At 37.0% G+C, this 18,487-nt stretch carries 17 protein-coding genes; all 17 read left to right on the forward strand.

Annotated features, from left to right (window positions below; all coding sequences use genetic code 11):
* The first annotated feature begins 42 nt into the window (after window positions 1-42).
* The 17 genes from metG (at window position 43) to mfd (ending at window position 18,321) form a co-directional block, all read left to right on the forward strand.
* A complete protein-coding gene (gene metG / locus C1N55_RS00350) occupies window positions 43-2,007 on the forward strand; it encodes a methionine--tRNA ligase (protein WP_137726981.1) in 1,965 nt (654 codons plus the stop codon).
* 251 nt (window positions 2,008-2,258) lie between these two features.
* Window positions 2,259-3,029, forward strand: coding sequence for a TatD family hydrolase (locus C1N55_RS00355; protein ID WP_137726982.1), 771 nt, complete (start codon window positions 2,259-2,261; stop codon window positions 3,027-3,029).
* A gap of 134 nt (window positions 3,030-3,163) precedes the next feature.
* Window positions 3,164-4,372, forward strand: coding sequence for a G5 and 3D domain-containing protein (locus C1N55_RS00360; RefSeq protein ID WP_137726983.1), 1,209 nt, complete (start codon window positions 3,164-3,166; stop codon window positions 4,370-4,372).
* 290 nt (window positions 4,373-4,662) lie between these two features.
* Window positions 4,663-5,229, forward strand: a complete 567-nt coding sequence (gene rnmV, locus C1N55_RS00365) for a ribonuclease M5 (protein WP_137726984.1) — start codon at window positions 4,663-4,665, stop codon at window positions 5,227-5,229.
* The gene (rsmA, locus tag C1N55_RS00370) at window positions 5,222-6,109 is read left to right on the forward strand and encodes a 16S rRNA (adenine(1518)-N(6)/adenine(1519)-N(6))-dimethyltransferase RsmA (RefSeq protein WP_137726985.1); all 888 of its coding nucleotides are present in this window, start codon (window positions 5,222-5,224) and stop codon (window positions 6,107-6,109) included. The genes rnmV and rsmA overlap by 8 nt, the downstream gene beginning before the upstream one ends.
* A gap of 148 nt (window positions 6,110-6,257) precedes the next feature.
* Window positions 6,258-6,518 (forward strand): biofilm formation stimulator Veg, encoded by a 261-nt coding sequence (gene veg, locus C1N55_RS00375; protein WP_137726986.1) that lies wholly within the window; start codon window positions 6,258-6,260, stop codon window positions 6,516-6,518.
* Window positions 6,519-6,621: 103 nt separating this feature from the next.
* Window positions 6,622-6,816 (forward strand): small, acid-soluble spore protein, alpha/beta type, encoded by a 195-nt coding sequence (locus C1N55_RS00380; RefSeq protein WP_036197869.1) that lies wholly within the window; start codon window positions 6,622-6,624, stop codon window positions 6,814-6,816.
* Between the two features lie 187 nt (window positions 6,817-7,003).
* Window positions 7,004-7,870 carry a 4-(cytidine 5'-diphospho)-2-C-methyl-D-erythritol kinase gene (gene ispE / locus C1N55_RS00385; protein WP_137726987.1) on the forward strand — a complete coding sequence of 289 codons (867 nt, stop codon included), beginning with the start codon at window positions 7,004-7,006 and terminating at the stop codon, window positions 7,868-7,870.
* Window positions 7,871-8,007: 137 nt separating this feature from the next.
* Window positions 8,008-8,835: a pur operon repressor gene (gene purR / locus C1N55_RS00390; RefSeq protein WP_137726988.1), complete on the forward strand. Its 828-nt coding sequence runs from the start codon at window positions 8,008-8,010 to the stop codon at window positions 8,833-8,835.
* Window position 8,836: 1 nt separating this feature from the next.
* Window positions 8,837-9,211 (forward strand): RidA family protein, encoded by a 375-nt coding sequence (locus tag C1N55_RS00395; protein ID WP_137726989.1) that lies wholly within the window; start codon window positions 8,837-8,839, stop codon window positions 9,209-9,211.
* 156 nt (window positions 9,212-9,367) lie between these two features.
* The gene (spoVG, locus tag C1N55_RS00400) at window positions 9,368-9,658 is read left to right on the forward strand and encodes a septation regulator SpoVG (protein ID WP_137726990.1); all 291 of its coding nucleotides are present in this window, start codon (window positions 9,368-9,370) and stop codon (window positions 9,656-9,658) included.
* A 180-nt stretch (window positions 9,659-9,838) separates the two neighbouring features.
* On the forward strand, window positions 9,839-11,203 hold the full coding sequence (gene glmU / locus C1N55_RS00405) for a bifunctional UDP-N-acetylglucosamine diphosphorylase/glucosamine-1-phosphate N-acetyltransferase GlmU (RefSeq protein ID WP_137726991.1): 1,365 nt from the start codon (window positions 9,839-9,841) through the stop codon (window positions 11,201-11,203).
* Between the two features lie 26 nt (window positions 11,204-11,229).
* Window positions 11,230-12,189 carry a ribose-phosphate diphosphokinase gene (locus C1N55_RS00410; RefSeq protein ID WP_137726992.1) on the forward strand — a complete coding sequence of 320 codons (960 nt, stop codon included), beginning with the start codon at window positions 11,230-11,232 and terminating at the stop codon, window positions 12,187-12,189.
* A 404-nt stretch (window positions 12,190-12,593) separates the two neighbouring features.
* Window positions 12,594-13,223 (forward strand): 50S ribosomal protein L25/general stress protein Ctc, encoded by a 630-nt coding sequence (locus C1N55_RS00415; protein WP_137726993.1) that lies wholly within the window; start codon window positions 12,594-12,596, stop codon window positions 13,221-13,223.
* A 327-nt stretch (window positions 13,224-13,550) separates the two neighbouring features.
* Window positions 13,551-14,123, forward strand: a complete 573-nt coding sequence (gene pth, locus C1N55_RS00420) for an aminoacyl-tRNA hydrolase (protein WP_137726994.1) — start codon at window positions 13,551-13,553, stop codon at window positions 14,121-14,123.
* Window positions 14,124-14,374: 251 nt separating this feature from the next.
* Window positions 14,375-14,602: an anti-sigma-F factor Fin gene (locus tag C1N55_RS00425; protein WP_107936314.1), complete on the forward strand. Its 228-nt coding sequence runs from the start codon at window positions 14,375-14,377 to the stop codon at window positions 14,600-14,602.
* 206 nt (window positions 14,603-14,808) lie between these two features.
* Entirely contained in the window at window positions 14,809-18,321 is a 3,513-nt protein-coding gene (gene mfd / locus C1N55_RS00430) for a transcription-repair coupling factor (protein ID WP_137726995.1), read from the forward strand.
* Window positions 18,322-18,487: the final 166 nt, after the last annotated feature.

Below are 18,487 nucleotides of genomic sequence, written 5' to 3' on the forward strand. Positions count from 1 at the left end.
ATAAAATAAACATTATACAGTTGACAATGGAGGCCATATTAAGTGAACGAAAAGAACACATTTTATATAACAACCCCAATTTATTATCCAAGTGGCAAGTTTCATATCGGTACCGCTTACACAACAGTGGCATCAGATACAATCTCACGTTACAAACGTTTAAGAGGGTATGATGTTCGCTTTCTAACAGGAATGGACGAGCATGGGCAAAAAATTCAAGAAAAGGCCGCAGAAGCTGGCAAGAATCCTCAAGAGTATGTAAATGAAATTGCTGAAAGTGCTAAAAAACTTTGGGCTTTAATGGATATTTCCTACGATGATTTTATCCAAACCACACAAGATCGCCATAAGAAAAGTGTAGAAAAGATTTTCCAAAAGTTTTTAGATAATGGCGATATTTATAAAGGGGAGTATGAAGGCTGGTACTGTACACCTTGTGAATCATTCTATACGGAAACTCAATTAGTAGACGGAAATTGCCCAGACTGTGGACGCCCCGTACACAAAGTAAAAGAAGAATCTTACTTCTTTAATATGAAAAAATATTCGGAGCGCTTACTTCAGTATTATGAAGAGAATGTCGAATTTATTGAGCCTGAATCACGTAAAAACGAAATGATCAACAACTTCATTAAACCTGGTCTGGAAGATTTATCTGTATCTCGTACTTCGTTTGACTGGGGCATTAAAGTTCCTGGCGACCCAAGACATGTAATTTATGTATGGGTGGATGCATTGACGAACTATATTACTTCTTTAGGTTATGGCTCACATAATGAAGAATTATTTAACAAATACTGGCCAGCAGATGTGCATGTTGTCGGAAAAGATATTGTTCGATTCCATACGATATACTGGCCAATTTTCTTAATGGCTTTAGATCTACCACTACCTAAAAAGGTATTTGCACACGGCTTTATTATGATGAAGGACGGAAAAATGTCGAAATCCAAAGGAAATGTTGTTTATCCTGAAATGTTAATCGAACGCTATGGATTAGATGCAACACGCTACTTCCTTCTTCGGGAGCTTCCTTTTGGTTCGGACGGCGTATTCTCACCTGAATCCTTTGTTGAAAGAACAAATTTCGACTTAGCAAATGATTTAGGAAACTTATTAAATCGTACAGTATCCATGATGAATAAATATTTTGATGGTACTATTCCAACAGAAAATATTGTTGAAACCGAATTTGACGCTGCTTTAAAAGTACATGCGAAAGAAACGCGTTTAATTTACGAGAAAAATATAGAGAAAATGCAATTTAGTGTAGTATTATCAGATGTTTGGTCACTTGTTTCCCGTACAAACAAGTATATCGATGAAACGCAGCCATGGGTTTTAGCAAAAGACGAGGAAAATCAAGGTAAATTAGCTTCTGTAATGTTAAATTTAGCCGAAAGTCTTCGCCATATTGCAGTTATGTTACAGCCATTTATGACATCAACGCCTAAGCAAATTGTCGAACAATTAGGTTTAGACACGACTCATCTTGCTTGGGAAACAATTGAAACATTCGGAAATACTATTCCAGCAAACATTAAAGTGGTAGAAAAAGGAATTCCGATTTTCCCGCGTTTAGATGTCGAAGTAGAGGTTGCTTATATACGAGAACAAATGAGAGCATCAGTCAAAACGCCGCAAGAAGAGGAGAAAAAAGCAGAAGTGGAAGTACCGGAAGTACCGGAAATCTCCATCGATGATTTTATGAAGGTTGACTTGCGTGTTGCGACTGTTACAGCGTGTGAACCAGTTCCAAAAGCAGATAAATTATTAAAGCTTCAAGTTGACCTTGGGTACGAGCAACGCCAAGTGGTATCGGGGATTGCACAATACTATAAGCCTGAGGAATTAGTAGGTCAAAAAGTAATTGTTGTAGCAAACTTAAAGCCAGTAAAACTACGCGGTGAGCTATCACAAGGTATGATCTTGGCAGGATCACATGATGGGGTTTTAACACTTGCCACGGTAGATCCAAAACTTCAAAATGGTGCAAAAGTAAAATAATCAATAATATTTCATGAGCCTGTTGGACAAACTTCGTTCAACAGGCTTTTCACACGAAGTCTTTATACCTAAAAAGCTATATTATGATAATAAAATCATTTTATATAATTGTCGAAATAGGGAAATTATACTAAAACGAGTAGAAAGTTGTATGATTTATGACATAAATAATTCAGCTTGTAATACTTCTGTAATTTAGTTGTCAACTAAGAAATGATTTAATCCACTACAATAGGTTAGGAGAAAATAATATGTTTATAGATACACATGTCCATTTAAATGCAGATCAATATGATGATGATTTACAGCAAGTAATCGAGAGAGCATTAGAAGCAAAAGTTGAAAAAATGGTAGTAGTCGGTTTCGATCGAAAAACAATCGAAAGAGCTATGAAGCTGGCAGATGAGTTTGAATTTATATATGCGGTAATTGGTTGGCATCCTGTTGATGCAATCGACTGCACATCCGAAGATTTAGAGTGGATAGAAAAACTTGCCGCTCATCCCAAGGTAGTCGGTATTGGAGAGACTGGTTTGGATTATTATTGGGATAAATCACCAAAAGATGTGCAACAAGAGCTATTCCGCAAACAAATTCATCTAGCACAAAAATTGAAACTACCAATTATCATTCATAATCGCGATGCAACTGGTGATGTTGTGAAAATATTACGTGAAGAAAATGCTGCATCCGTTGGCGGTGTCATGCATTGTTTCAGTGGAAGTGTTGAAACGGCTCGTGAATGTATAGATATGAAGTTCATGATTAGTTTAGGTGGTCCTGTTACATTCAAAAATGCTCGAATGCCAAAAGAGGTAGCGAAAGAAATTCCGTTAGAGCATTTAATGATTGAAACAGATGCACCATATCTCGCACCACATCCTTATCGTGGAAAGCGTAACGAACCTTCATATGTGCCACTAGTTGCTGAAGAAATTGCTCGCCAAAAAGAGCTATCGATTGATGAAGTTGCCAAAGCGACAACCTCTAATGCTATTAAATTTTTTAATCTCGATGAATAGATTTCCTAAATGCCTCCAATACTGCGTTTAGGAAGGCTTGGTGTAAATGGACTATATTTTCGAAAAAGTTAATTTGGTTGACAGCTAGAAAAGTAGTCCGTATAATCCAACGAGTGCTAAGGAGGCGTTTTTTCATGTCAAAAATAAGTTCCATGAAAAACTTGTTCCGAGGATCATTGAGGAGTAAGCAAACAGTGGTTGGTGTAATTTCACTGATTCTGTTTGTTTCAGTAGTTTCGTTCGTAGTATACCAGGTCACCAAGGATACGGTGATCATCAATACCAACGGAAATGAAGAAGAAATATTAACTCACGCAAATACAGTAGGCGACCTTCTGGAAGAAGAAGGTATCGTAATCGCTCAATATGATAAAGTATCACCCTCACTGAATACAAAAATCGTTAATGATATGACGATTGATTGGGAACAAGCAAGAGAAGTAACAATTTCAGTTGACGGAAGTCAGTCAAAAGTTTGGACAACTGAAAGTAAAGTGAAGAACATTTTGGAAGAAGCAAATATCGAAGTAACAGAGCATGATGTATTATCTCAAGCTCTTACCGCTGAAGTAGGCGAGACTAACCAAATTGATATTCAAAAGGCGTTTCAGTTGACGCTTGTCGATGGTTTAGAAGAAAGACAAGTTTGGTCCACTTCGACTACGGTCGCTAACTTTTTGAAACAACAGGGAATTCAGCTTAATGAGTTTGATCGTGTTGAAAATAATCTGGAGAAAGTTATAACACCAGAAGATAAAATCACAGTTGTTCGCGTAGAAAAGGTTACCGATGTAGTGGAAGAATCTATTGATTTCGCAGTAGAAACGAAATCAGACTCTTCATTGTTAAAAGGAAAAGAAAAAGTTGTAACTAATGGCGAGAAAGGGAAAGTCGCTCGTACCTACGAAGTTACAAAAGAAAATGGTAAAGTGATAGATAAAGTTATTAAGTCAGAAGAAGTGATTCAAAAACCAACTACAAAAGTAGTAGCTGTTGGGACAAAAGTTGTCACAGCATCGGTTTCTCGTAGTAAGAGTTCAGCCTCTTCTTCTAGTAGCAGTAAAGAATTTTATGTAACCGCAACAGCATATACAGCAGATTGCTCAGGCTGTTCAGGTGTTACAGCAACTGGTTTAACTTTAAAAGATGGCATGAAGGTAATTGCTGTAGACCCGAGTGTAATTCCATTAGGAACAAAAGTATGGGTTGAAGGATACGGTAATGCGATTGCTGCTGACAAAGGCAGTGCCATTAAAGGGAATAAAATTGACGTATTTGTAAGCTCTGATAGCCAAGCAAACAATTGGGGACGCAAAAAAGTACGTATTAAAATTTTAAACTAATTCTAGCAACTTAAAAAAAGTTTAGCATATTTCAACCAAAATGTATGAAAGCCTTCCTGTAGACTGACAGGGAGGCTTTTCTTTTTAAACAATTAGATTGAAGGTGCGCACGCAATTTGTTTTTAGAGGAGATGAAACGCGTTCTGAAGGAGAATTGAATCCGAGCTGTGTTTCATAAGTATAGAATCTAATTTTATTGGGAGGTACCTTTCAATAAATGAATGAAAACGACGGCCCATGACTTTTCATGTTATTATAGTCAGAGATTGCTTTAGAAGAGGGGTATATTTTTGAATATACAAGAAATCATTGTTGTAGAAGGAAAAGATGATACAACGGCGATTAAAAGAGCAGTAAATGCAGATACAATAGAAACAAATGGTTCTGCTATTTCCGAGGAAACGATTCGTCGTATCCAACACGCTCAAACTAAACGTGGTGTAATTGTATTTACAGACCCAGATTACCCTGGACGTCGCATACGTGCAATTATTGAAGAAAGTGTTCCTGGAGTGAAGCATGCATTTTTAGCTAAGGAAAAAACGATCGCGAAAAATGGAAAGGGTCTTGGGATTGAGCATGCACGTGATGAGGATATTCGAGAAGCATTAAGTCACGTTTATACACCAAATCCAAACTTTAAGACCGAGATCGATATAACAATGGAAGATTTGCTACTAGCTCGACTGATTGGGCATCCACAATCAAAACAACGTCGCAATCGTTTAGGGGAAATCCTGAATATCGGGATGACAAATGGTAAACAATTGCATAAACGACTTGCAATGTTCCAAATTACTGCTGAGCAATTTGGTGAAGCAGTAGCTCAACTAGATCAGGAGGATCAAAATGAATAAAGATATCGCAACACCAATACGTACAAAAGAAATTCTAAACAAATATGGCTTTTCATTTAAAAAAAGTTTGGGACAAAACTTTTTAATTGATCCGAATATTTTACGAAATATTCTAAGCCATGCTAATTTAACAGAAGAAAGTGGAGCTATTGAGGTGGGACCTGGAATAGGTGCATTAACCGAGCATCTTGCTCGTGGTGCCAAAAAAGTAGTTTCTTTTGAGATTGACCAACGCCTTTTACCTGTACTTGAAGACACATTAAGTCCCTACAATAATGTTAAAATTGTTCATTCTGATATTTTGAAAGCGGATGTAGAAAAAGTAATAAAAGAGGAAATGCCAGGTATAGAAGATATCATGGTTGTGGCAAACTTACCTTATTACGTTACAACACCAATTTTATTGAAATTGTTAAATGACCGTCTACCTATTCGTGGTTTTGTGGTAATGATGCAAAAAGAAGTAGCGGATCGTATTACAGCTAAGCCAGGCACAAAGGAATATGGTTCATTATCAATTGCCATTCAATATTATGTAACAGCAGAGGTTGCAATGGTTGTTCCGAAAACGGTCTTTATGCCACAACCAAATGTGGATTCTGCCGTTATTCGTCTAATCAAGCATGATGCCCCCCCTGTAAAAGTGATTAATGAGGATTTCCTATTCGAAGTAACAAGGGCTTCGTTTGCACAACGCAGAAAAACGATTTTAAATAACCTGCAATCAGGGTTGCCTAGTGGGAAAGAAAAGAAACAGCTTATATTGGATGCACTAGAAACAGCGGGTGTGGAACCAACAAGAAGAGGGGAAACCCTTTCAATTCAAGAGTTCGGTAAATTGGCAGATGCACTCTACCCTCACTTTGGCAATCTACAATAGTTTGAACAAGAATCTATAATCTATAATATTTATGATTTTTTTATATAAAAAAAGTTGACAAAGATATTTGTCTGCTGATAAAATATTATAATTTGTTGACAGTTATCCATAAATGGGCTATAATATTGTGTAGTGAGGTGTATGCGAAATGCCAAAAACGTTAGCTGACATTAAGAAGTCTCTAGATTGTAATTTGGGTAAACGTTTGCGATTAAAAGCAAACGGTGGTCGCAAGAAAACGGTTGAGTGTGATGGAGTACTTAGTGACACATATCATGCAGTCTTTGTCGTAGAGCTCGATCAAGAAGATAACACTTGTAAACGTGTATCTTATAGCTACACAGATATTTTAACAGAAGCAGTAGAAATCACTTTTTTAGATGATGTACAGGTTGCCATTGCCAAATAGTTTTATTTGTCTTATTAAAACACTCGATTTTTCGGGTGTTTTTTATTTTCTTTCGCACATACTATTATCGTCAACCTACTTATTCCTAAGGAGGCAAAACTGCATGGCCAGAAGAAAAGGTATCATGTCGAGTCGTCTAAAAGAAGAGATAGCCAAGGAACTCGGATTTTACGATGTAGTCGAACGTGAAGGCTGGGGTGGAATTAAGTCACGTGATGCAGGTAATATGGTAAAGCGAGCAATTGAAATGGCCGAACAAGGTCTAGCACAGCAAAACCAAAACAATATGAATAAGTAGTGTTGACATATTGCCAATAGCTCCTAATGGAGTCTATTGGCTTTTACTTTATGCAAAAATTACGTAGCAAGGCAAGAATAATGAGCTAGCGACACTTGTACGTACAATATGTTAAAATATATGAAAGAATGAAGCTAAAATTTAAAAGCGAACAAAAGATTTGGATGGCAATCCGAGGAGGATATATATGCTTTATGTGAAAGCTCCAGCAAAAATAAATTTAACTTTAGATGTTTTATATAAACGCCCTGATAATTATCATGAAGTAGAAATGATTATGACAACTGTGGACTTAAGCGATCGTATAGGACTAGAGTCAAGAAATGATGGTTTGATCAAAATAATTTCAACAAATGGTTTTATCCCCGATGATAACCGAAATCTGGCTTATCAAGCGGCACAACTAATCAAAGATACATACGGTGTAGCTGAGGGTGTTACAATTTCCATTGAAAAAGAAATCCCGGTTGCTGCAGGACTTGCCGGTGGTAGTAGTGATGCTGCAGCTACATTGAAAGGGTTAAACGAGTTATGGAATTTAAACTTATCCATCGATACTTTAGCTGAACTGGGTGCAAAAATCGGTTCAGATGTTTCATTTTGTATTTATGGTGGGACGGCTCTTGCGACTGGACGCGGAGAAAAAATTCAAAAATTACCTGCTCCTCCGACTTGCTGGGTAGTCTTAGCCAAACCAAAAATCGGTGTTTCAACAGCACAAGTATATGGTGGACTAAATCTTGAGGGACTTGAACACCCAAATACGAAACAAATGATTCAATCAATTGAAACTAACGATTATGATTTAATGTGTAATTCGCTTGGAAATGTCTTGGAATCCGTTACATTCAAACTGCACCCGGAAGTGGTTATGATTAAAGAACAAATGAAACGTTTTGGTGCTGATGCAGTGTTAATGAGCGGCAGTGGACCGACAGTATTTGGTTTAGTGGATAATGAATCAAGACTGGGAAGAATTTATAACGGTCTAAGAGGATTTTGTGATGAGGTTTTTGCGGTCCGTTTATTAGGTGAAAGGAATTCACTTGCTTAAATGCGGATGTTTATGGTACTTTTTCTATAAAATATTCGTGTTTATAATGTGATTCAAATGAAAGAAACTCAAGAGAACTGTCTGCTATTAAATTAGTAGGCAGTTAATTTTACATGTATAGAAGTGGAGTGGATCTCGTGAAATGGAAACGAAGCGAACGCCTTGTTGATATGACGTATTATTTACTTGAGCATCCACATCAGCTAATCCCTTTAACTTTTTTTTCTGAAACATATCAATCTGCCAAATCATCTATTAGTGAGGATTTATCAATTGTTAAAGAAACGTTTGAAGAAAAGGGAATTGGGTTGTTGATGACCGTACCGGGAGCAGCAGGCGGGGTAAAATATATCCCTAAGATGTCTGGTAGTGAAGTACGGGAGATTATTCAAATCTTGATTAGTGAGTTAAGTCAGTCGGACCGCTTGTTGCCAGGTGGCTATTTGTTCATGACTGATTTACTAGGAAATCCAGAGCTTATGAATAGAGTTGGAAAAGTATTTGCAAGTATTTATGCTGACCAACAAATAGATGTCATTATGACGGTGGCAACAAAGGGGATATCGATTGCTCATTCGATAGCCAGACATTTAAATGTTCCTGTTGTTGTGGTACGTCGTGACAGTAAAGTAACAGAAGGCTCTACAGTTAGTATCAACTATGTATCAGGTTCTTCACGTCGTATTCAAACAATGGTACTTTCTAAACGCAGTATGAAAGGCGGCCAACGAGTACTGATAACGGACGATTTTATGAAGGTTGGCGGTACGATGAATGGAATGAAAAATCTATTGGAGGAGTTCGGCTGTGAACTAGCAGGTATGGCCGTTCTAGTAGAAGCAGAGCATGCTGACGAAACATTAGTAGATGATTACTATTCTTTGGTTAAACTTCATGCTGTAAATGAAAAGGATCGTACGATTGCTTTAAGTGAAGGTAATTATTTTTTAAAGGAGAGAAAATAAAATGAAAACAGTATCTACAACTAATGCACCAGCTGCAATTGGACCATATGCACAAGGTATCGTAGTAAATGGAATCTTTTATAGCTCTGGACAAATTCCTTTAACAGCTGCGGGCGAATTAATAGAAGGCGATATCGTAGCGCAAACAAATCAAGTCTTTGAAAATTTAAAAGCGGTTTTAGAAGCAGCAAGTAGTTCATTAGATAAAGTTGTAAAAACGACTGTATTTTTAGGTGATATGAATGACTTCGCGGCTATGAATGAAACTTATGCAAAGCATTTCGGTGAGCATAAACCAGCACGCTCTGCAGTAGAGGTTGCTAGACTGCCAAAAGATGTAAAGGTAGAAATTGAAGTAATTGCAGTAGTTGAATAAAAATAGAAAGATGATGGAGGCGAAAATAGCAACCATCATTTTTTTTACAAAAAAATATTTATAATTTTTCAAATTTTTGTATAATGGAAGAAGGGAAATTGAAATTTTTGTAGAATCATATCTTTTAAAGGCATCATAGAAGAGAGGAGTGAAATAATGGAAGTAACTGACGTAAGATTAAGACGTGTCCAAACTGATGGGCGCATGCGAGCAATCGCTTCAATCACATTAGACGACGAGTTTGTCGTACATGACATTCGTGTGATTGATGGCAACAACGGATTATTTGTTGCAATGCCAAGTAAGCGTACACCAGACGGAGAATTCCGTGATATCGCACACCCTATTAACTCTGATACACGAAATAAGCTTCAAGAAGTAGTATTAGCTGCTTACCACGCATCCAGTGAAGAAGAAGTTCTAGTACTAGAAGAAGCAAATGCATAATTTGTAAACAATAGGAGTCTACTCATTGCGGAGTAGACTCTTTTTTTTATAATTGAAAAAATTATCATAAATTACCAACGCAGATGTCATTGATTTGTCAAGTCTGGAAACCTTGAAAACCGGGTGAATTTACTATATAGTCATAAGAGAATATGAATAAAATTGGAGGACTCAAAGATCATGACGAATATTTTTGCGGTCATTTTGGCTGCTGGTCAAGGAACTCGCATGAAGTCCAAATTATATAAGGTGCTCCACCCTGTTTGTGGAAAGCCAATGGTAGAGCATGTTGTCGAGAACATTCAATCATTGAATGTGAATCGTATTGTAACTGTTGTTGGACATGGAGCAGAAAAAGTAAAAGAACAACTTGGTGAAAAAAGCGAGTATGTACTTCAAGAAGAACAGCTTGGTACGGCACATGCGGTGATTCAAGCTGAAGGCATTTTGAGTTCACTTGAGGGAACAACATTAGTTGTTTGTGGAGATACACCATTAATTCAACCAGAAACAATGAAAGCGCTATATGAACACCACCATAATCAAAAAGCAAAAGCAACAATCCTAACAGCTGTAGCTGGCAATCCAACTGGATATGGTCGAGTGATTCGTGATGCAGATGGTCAGGTTTCGCAAATTGTAGAGCAAAAGGACGCTACACCGGATCAGCAGTTAGTTACAGAAATTAATACAGGCACATATTGCTTTGATAACAAAGCATTATTTGATGCATTAAAGCTCGTTAACAATGAAAATGCACAGGGGGAATATTATTTACCCGATGTCATCGAAATCTTACAAAAACAAGGTGAAATCGTTTCAGCTTATACATGTACTAATTTTGATGAAACACTAGGAGTAAATGATCGTGTGGCATTGGCTCAAGCTGAAGAGTTAATGCGTGCCCGCATTAACGAAAAACATATGCGAAATGGTGTAACACTCATTAACCCAATGTCTACTCATATCAGTGCGGATGCACAAATTGGCCGTGATACGGTTATTAAGCCAGGCACGATTATCGAGGGGCATTCAATCATTGGGGAGGATTGTATTATAGGGCCAAATTCTAATATCGTAAATAGTAGAGTTGGTGACCGTACTACGGTACAAAATTCTGTTGTAACTGATAGTTATATAGGAGAAGATACTGCAGTTGGACCATTTGCCCATTTACGTCCGGAATCTCAATTAGGAAACCATGTAAAAATCGGTAATTTCGTTGAAGTGAAGAAAAGCACTTTAGGTAACGATTCAAAAGTTTCACACTTAAGTTATATTGGCGATGCCGAAGTTGGAAGTAATGTCAATGTTGGCTGTGGATCGATTACAGTGAATTATGATGGCAAAAATAAATTCAAAACAACTATAGAAGATAATGTTTTTGTTGGATGTAATTCTAACTTGGTAGCACCGGTTACGTTGGGTGCTGGATCATTTATCGCCGCTGGTTCAACCATTACAAAAGATGTACCGGCAGATGCATTAGGAATTGGACGTTCAAGACAAGAGAATAAATTGGATTACGCGAAGAAGTTAAAATAAATTTGTAAAACTATTAGGAGGCCATCATGCCGTATCAATATGCTGACACAAAATTAAAAATCTTTTCTTTAAATTCTAACTACCCTTTAGCACAAGAAATTGCAGAACAAATGGGTGTAGAGCTTGGTAAATCATCTGTAAAACATTTCAGTGATGGAGAAGTTCAAATTAGCATCGAAGAAAGTATTCGTGGTTGTGACGTATTTATCGTTCAATCTACTTCTGCACCCGTTAATGAACATTTAATGGAATTATTAATTATGATTGATGCTGTAAAACGTGCTTCTGCTCGTACAATTAACGTTGTAATGCCATACTACGGCTATGCTCGTCAAGACCGTAAAGCAAAAGCTCGTGAGCCAATCACAGCAAAATTAGTAGCAAATTTATTAGAAACTGCTGGTGCTAACCGAGTAATCGTATTAGACTTACACGCTCCACAAATCCAAGGTTTCTTTGATATCCTAATCGACCATTTACAAGCGGTTCCAATTCTATCTACTTACTTTAAATCTAAAAACTTCAATCCGGATGAAGTAGTAGTTGTATCTCCAGACCACGGTGGTGTTACACGTGCTCGTAAAATGGCTGAGCGTTTAAAAGCTCCAATTGCTATTATCGACAAACGTCGTCCAAAACCAAACGTGGCAGAAGTGATGAATATCGTAGGTAATATTGAAGGGAAAATTTGTATTCTAATCGATGATATCATTGATACAGCGGGTACGATTACAATTGGTGCTAATGCATTGATCGAAGCAGGAGCGAAAGAAGTTTATGCTTGCTGTTCACATCCTGTTTTATCAGGCCCGGCAATTGAGCGTATTGAAAACTCAGTTATTAAGGAACTTGTAGTAACAAATACAATCCAGCTTTCCGAAGAAAAAATGTCTCCAAAAGTAAAACAACTTTCAGTAGCAAATTTGATGGCTGAAGCCATTTCTCGCGTATATGAAAACAAATCTGTAAGTACATTATTCGATTAATTCAATTATTAAAGACAAGGCAAACGCTGCCTTGTCTTTTTTTCATTCTTTGAAACCAATGAGATCTAAAAAAATCTTCTATTAATGTTTGGGAAGTTTTGGAAAGAACGGATAACCAATTTGTAGTTGTCTCAATAATTTGTCTATGTACTTTGTGAAGGGAATACTCAAAATTTATATCTTGCCAGGATACTTTGGCAGTGGTTACACAGTTTACATGATAGGCTGCAGATTCAATATAAATGACCGATTCTGGAATAGTAGGACATAGGGAACTAACTTTTTTAACAGATTAATATCTTCAAAATTTTTCCTGCTAGTCAAATTTATGTGCTAGAAAAGTTTAGGATTCAAGAAAAAAAGGAATACTAATAGTGGTCATAACTTTGAAAGGGGTCTATTTTATGGATATCATTTTAGAAGCTAAACCTAGAGAAACAGGAGCACGTTCTACTTTAACAAAACTTCGTAATGAGGGACAATTACCTGGAGTTATTTATGGGTATAAAGTTGATAATAAACCAGTAACAATTGATTACAAAGAAATGGCAAAAGCTGTTCAAAAGTATGGTCGTACAAGTGTTTTCCAAATCGATTTAGAAGGTAAGCAAATCAATGCAGTTTTAACAGATGTACAAAGATGCGCACTAAAAGGTACTGTGAAACATGTCGATTTACTATCTATTAATATGGCCGAGGAATTAGAAGTAGATGTACCGATTACGGTCATTGGCGAGGCAGCTGGCGTCAAAGAAGGTGGCGTATTAATGCAGCCTGTTCGTGAATTGAAAATTAAAGTAAAACCTTCAAATATTCCTGAGTCAATTGAAGTCGATGCTTCCAATGTAGGAATGAATGAATCGATCTCAGTTGCTGAAATAAGAGATACGGTTGCCTATGAAATACTTAATGCAGATGAAGATACGCTTGTTTCTGTTACCCCTCCAGTAGTCGTAAATGATGACACAGCTGGACAAGGCGATACGGAAACCCAAGACATAAAAGCAATCGATGCCTCTGAATCACAAAGCTAACGTGTAAAATGTATGAGTCAACCGCTCATACATTTTTATTTTGGGCAAGGGAATTATAAAAGTGCGTCCTTTTGTGTTTATATCTACAGAGTTAATCGTGTAGTATAAGAAGCCTACTTATAACGTAAATAAACTGAATTAGAATCTTTATAAGTCCTTCCTAAATTCAGGTCTAATTTAATACCAACCTACATTTTTTTATATTTCATAAAATTAAAGGAATTTCCATTTTTATGAAGTAATAAATACATAAGTATCTAGTTTTTTCTCTTTCAATACAGCCTATGTTAAAATATTTACGATTAGTGGAAAAAAGGATGAGTATTCATGAAATTAATAATTGGATTAGGAAATCCAGGGAAACAATATGAACATACACGCCATAATATAGGTTTTGAATGTATTGATGCATTAGCTGAAAAATGGGATGCGCCATTAAACCAAATGAAGTTTAATGGGATGTATGCAACGGTTCACCGACCTGAAGGAAAAGTAATTTTGTTAAAACCTTTAACATATATGAATTTATCGGGGGAATCCGTACGCCCATTAATGGATTACTTTGATATCGACATCGAGGATATCATTGTTATATATGATGATTTGGATTTAGAAACAGGCAAATTACGTTTGCGTCAAAAAGGCAGTGCTGGAGGACATAACGGAATAAAATCGCTGATCCAGCATTTAGGTACACAAGAATTTAACCGAATCCGAGTTGGTATTAGCCGACCACCTGCTGGAATGAAGGTTGCGGATTATGTATTGGCTAAATTTACGAAAGAAGATAATCCAGCAATAGAGCAAGCTATCGAAAAAACAGTTTCTGCAGTTGAAGCATCCTTATCCAAAAAATTTTTAGATGTGATGTCTGAATTTAACGCTATTCAGCATAAATAATTCCTTTACTCAAAATTTGGATGTGAATGGAAATTGTTTAACTCTGTGAAAACCCAAAGAATGTTGAATATAGTAAAGCCTCTTGTGGGTTGCACAGATTAAAAAAGGTGAGTTTTAAAAGTGGGTTCGAAAAAATCTGAACCAAATATGAAAAGCTCATATTTGATTTATGCATAAACAGGCAAAATTAGGTCAATACTTTGAGTATTACAAAGCCATCGCTTACATACTCGAGGAGGAGGACGATTATAATGCCTGTTAAATATCGTTGCCGACACTGTGAAACAGAAATAGGAACATTACCATTTGATGCAGATGATACGATTCGAAAATTGCATTTGTTTGAGGTTGGAGAAGTAGACGATTATATTGAAAAAAATGACCGGGGTGATACAACCGTGCATTGTATTTGTGAGCATTGTGAAGATTCTTTAAGGCAATTTCCGGATTATTATGCACTCAAAAAGTGGTTGCAATAGTGTAATGATTGCATAACTTATTTAAATGATAAACAATCATCAGTCATGTTAAAAACAACAGCTTCAAGCCAATGTGTGAAGGAGTGGGCGACTTAAAGACACAGTCTCCCGCTTTTTCCACTTTATTTTCTATAAAAAATATAGAAAAAAATTCATACAACATAAGACTAACTACATAAATAGAGATTATGGAAGGGGGTTTATGAATGAATGTTATTCATCAACTATTCTCTCAAGATAAACATATAAACACACTCATCAATCAAATTGGTGAAAAAACTTATGATTCCCAGCTTATTACGGGTTTAACCGGAAGTGCCCGACCGGTATTTATTCAAACAATATTTGAGGATTTAAACAAGCCTCTTTATATATTATCGCCCAATCTACTACAAGCTCAAAAATTGGTAGATGATTTGTCTTCTCTTGTAGGAGAAGAGGCTGTTCACTATTACCCGGCAGATGAGTTCATAGCAGCTGACATGACGATAGCCTCACCGGAGCTAAAGGCGGCACGAATTGCTACTTTAGATCATCTAGTAAAAAAAGAGCGAGCTATTTATGTGATCCCGATTGCCGGAATGCGTAAAATTATGACACCTCCACAACAATGGAAAGGGTACTCTCTAAAAGCAACGGTAGGAAAAGACATTGATATTGATGATTGGTTGCTTCACTTAGTGACGATGGGTTACACAAGAAGTCAAATGGTGACAACTCCTGGTGAGTTTGCGTTACGTGGGGGAATTCTCGATATTTACCCACCTTATGCAGAGTCACCTATTCGTATTGAGCTTTTTGATACGGAAATTGATTCCATTCGTACATTCTCAGCTGACGATCAACGCTCCATTGAAAAAATGGAAACTATCGAAATATTACCGGCTACGGAAGTATTATTAACAAAGGAACAGCGATTCCAACTAGCAGAAAGACTTGAGGCATCCCTCAGCAAGAGCTTGAAAAAAATAAAGAAACAAGAAACCCAGGAAATTCTATATCAAAATATTCAACATGATATAGAGCTATTAAACCAGGGGAGTATTCCTGAGCATGTAACAAAATATGGCTCTCTATTATATGACAGTTTGTCCTACTTAGGTGATTATTTTGATGAAAATGGACTCGTCTTATTCGATGAATTGGGCCGAATCCAAGAGGTTATGGATGCGTGGGAGCGAGAAGAAGAGGAATGGTTTATTTCATTGATAGAAGAAGGGAAAATTGTACATGATGTAAAGCCTTCCTTCTCTTTTAAAGAAATCAATTCGATGCTTGAACATCAAAAACTCTACTTTGCCTTATTTGCACGAACGTTTTCTGGGATTCAATTTAAAAAGACAACGAGTATCTCTTGTAAACCAATGCAACAATTCCACGGTCAAATTTCTCTTTTACAAAATGAAATCGAAAGATGGATGCAAGAGAATTTTACGGTCCTCTTTATTGTTGATGGAAAAGAAAGAGTTAAAAAACTCCAAAGTATGCTAGAGGAGTATGGAATTCATAGTTTAATAGGAACTCCAAATGACGCGGGAATCTATATTGTGGATGGCCAACTAGCATCAGGTTTTGAATTGCCTCTACAGAGGATTGCTGTTGTAACGGACGATGAATTATTTAAGCAACAGCCAAAAAGAAAAACACGTCGACCTCAAAAAATGAGCAATGCAGAACGCATTAAAAGTTATACAGAAATTAATCCTGGTGATTATGTTGTTCATATTCATCATGGGATAGGAAAATATATCGGTATTGAAACATTAGAAGTAAACGGTACTCATAAAGATTACCTCCATATCAAATACCGAGCTGATGATAAATTATTTGTACCAGTTGAACAAATTGATTTAATTCAAAAATATGTAGCTTCGGAAGGGAAAGAGCCAAAGCTTCATAAACTTGGTGGGGCAGAATGGAAAAAGGCCAAAGCAAAAGTTTCATCTGCTATTAATGATATAGCGGATGATTTAATCAAACTTTATGCGAAACGTGAAGCGGAAAAAGGTTATGCCTTCAGTCCTGATACTGACGAACAACGTGCCTTTGAAACCGCCTTCCCATATGAAGAGACTGAGGATCAATTGCGTTCGATTATTGAAGTAAAACATGATATGGAACGGGAACGCCCGATGGATCGCCTTGTATGTGGAGATGTTGGCTACGGAAAAACAGAAGTTGCCATCCGTGCAGCCTTTAAGGCAATCATGGATGGAAAACAAGTAGCATTTCTCGTACCAACAACCATCTTAGCCCAACAGCATTTCGAAACGATTCAAGAGCGGTTTGAAGGTTTTCCTATTAATGCGGGCTTATTAAGTCGCTTCCGTACAAAGAAACAACAAACTGAAACCATTAAGGGATTAAAAGAAGGAACTGTTGATATTGTCGTAGGGACACACCGAATTTTATCAAAGGATCTAGTGTTCCGCGATTTAGGCTTATTGATTGTTGACGAAGAACAGCGATTTGGTGTGACTCACAAAGAAAAAATTAAACAATTAAAAACAAATGTAGATGTTTTAACTCTAACCGCTACGCCAATTCCTCGTACATTACATATGTCGATGGTTGGGGTTAGGGATTTATCAGTTATCGAAACACCACCACAAAACCGATTCCCGGTACAAACTTATGTAATGGAGTATAATGGAGCACTAGTACGTGAAGCGATTGAAAGAGAAATGGCCCGTGGTGGACAAACGTTTTATCTCTATAATCGGGTAGAGGACATGACAAGAAAAGTAGAGGAAATTCAAATGCTTGTCCCGGACGCACGTGTTGGCTATGCCCATGGGAAAATGACCGAATCTCAACTAGAATCGATCATCTTAAACTTTTTAGATGGCGAATACGATGTCCTTGTTACTACAACCATCATCGAAACGGGTGTAGATATTCCAAATGTGAATACATTAATTGTTCATGATGCGGATCGCATGGGATTATCACAGCTTTATCAGCTACGCGGTCGTGTAGGTCGTTCAAACCGTGTTGCATACGCTTATTTCATGTATCAAAGAGATAAAGTATTAACAGACGTGGCAGAGCAACGACTGCAAACAATCAAAGAGTTTACAGAGCTCGGCTCAGGATTCAAAATCGCCATGCGAGATTTATCGATTCGTGGCGCAGGTAACCTATTAGGAGCGCAGCAGCATGGCTTTATCGACTCTGTTGGGTTTGATCTATACTCACAAATGCTTGAGGAAGCTATTGAAGAGCGACGAACGGGTGTTGTGAAAGAGGAAAAACCGGATGTTGAGATTATTCTTCAAACAGATGCCTATATACCAGATGCCTATATACCAGATGGCTATCAAAAAATTCAAATGTATAAGCGCATTAAATCCATGGACCGTGTGGAAGACTTTGATGAAATTTGGGACGAATTAGTGGACCGTTTTGGTGACGTACCAGTTGAAACAGAAAAGCTGTTACGTATTGCCCGAGTTAAAGTATGGGCACTTGAAGCCGGTATCACTGCGATAAAAGAAAAGCAAAAAGTAATCTCCCTCTACTTATCTGAAGAGGGGACTGCCAAAGTGGATGGAAGTATAGTCGTATCGGAGTCCATGAAATTTGAGCGTGCAGTTGGATTTGTGATGGATGGAGCAAAACTGACGCTAACAATTGATGAGAAAAAATGTGGCAAGGTTCCACCTTTTGAAGTATTAGAACAGTTGGTTGAAATTGTTGCTAAAGCTAAAAAACAGTAAGTTTTTTGCTATATAAGGAATATAAGTATCGAGTGAATATTAATTTAATGATTTAGGATTTGTTGCCCGACTTTAGAATTTAAACCTCTTCATACACTTTCTGCATACATTGACCAATTCTTAACCATACTATCAATGTGAATGAAAAATTGATTCTGAAAGAGAG

Origin of the sequence: Lysinibacillus sp. SGAir0095 (assembly GCF_005491425.1) — a bacterium.
Lineage (GTDB): Bacteria > Bacillota > Bacilli > Bacillales_A > Planococcaceae > Ureibacillus.

What these genes read in the sequence shown, in the direction of transcription:
- C1N55_RS00425 (WP_107936314.1), top strand. Translation starts at nt 14,375, where the DNA reads ATGCCTGTTAAATATCGTTGCCGACACTGTGAAACAGAAATAGGAACA.
- C1N55_RS00415 (WP_137726993.1), top strand. Translation starts at nt 12,594, where the DNA reads ATGGATATCATTTTAGAAGCTAAACCTAGAGAAACAGGAGCACGTTCT.
- C1N55_RS00355 (WP_137726982.1), top strand. Translation starts at nt 2,259, where the DNA reads ATGTTTATAGATACACATGTCCATTTAAATGCAGATCAATATGATGAT.
- spoVG (WP_137726990.1), top strand. Translation starts at nt 9,368, where the DNA reads ATGGAAGTAACTGACGTAAGATTAAGACGTGTCCAAACTGATGGGCGC.
- veg (WP_137726986.1), top strand. Translation starts at nt 6,258, where the DNA reads ATGCCAAAAACGTTAGCTGACATTAAGAAGTCTCTAGATTGTAATTTG.
- rsmA (WP_137726985.1), top strand. Translation starts at nt 5,222, where the DNA reads ATGAATAAAGATATCGCAACACCAATACGTACAAAAGAAATTCTAAAC.
- C1N55_RS00410 (WP_137726992.1), top strand. Translation starts at nt 11,230, where the DNA reads ATGCCGTATCAATATGCTGACACAAAATTAAAAATCTTTTCTTTAAAT.
- ispE (WP_137726987.1), top strand. Translation starts at nt 7,004, where the DNA reads ATGCTTTATGTGAAAGCTCCAGCAAAAATAAATTTAACTTTAGATGTT.
- C1N55_RS00380 (WP_036197869.1), top strand. Translation starts at nt 6,622, where the DNA reads ATGGCCAGAAGAAAAGGTATCATGTCGAGTCGTCTAAAAGAAGAGATA.
- mfd (WP_137726995.1), top strand. Translation starts at nt 14,809, where the DNA reads ATGAATGTTATTCATCAACTATTCTCTCAAGATAAACATATAAACACA.
- C1N55_RS00395 (WP_137726989.1), top strand. Translation starts at nt 8,837, where the DNA reads ATGAAAACAGTATCTACAACTAATGCACCAGCTGCAATTGGACCATAT.
- glmU (WP_137726991.1), top strand. Translation starts at nt 9,839, where the DNA reads ATGACGAATATTTTTGCGGTCATTTTGGCTGCTGGTCAAGGAACTCGC.
- pth (WP_137726994.1), top strand. Translation starts at nt 13,551, where the DNA reads ATGAAATTAATAATTGGATTAGGAAATCCAGGGAAACAATATGAACAT.
- C1N55_RS00360 (WP_137726983.1), top strand. Translation starts at nt 3,164, where the DNA reads ATGTCAAAAATAAGTTCCATGAAAAACTTGTTCCGAGGATCATTGAGG.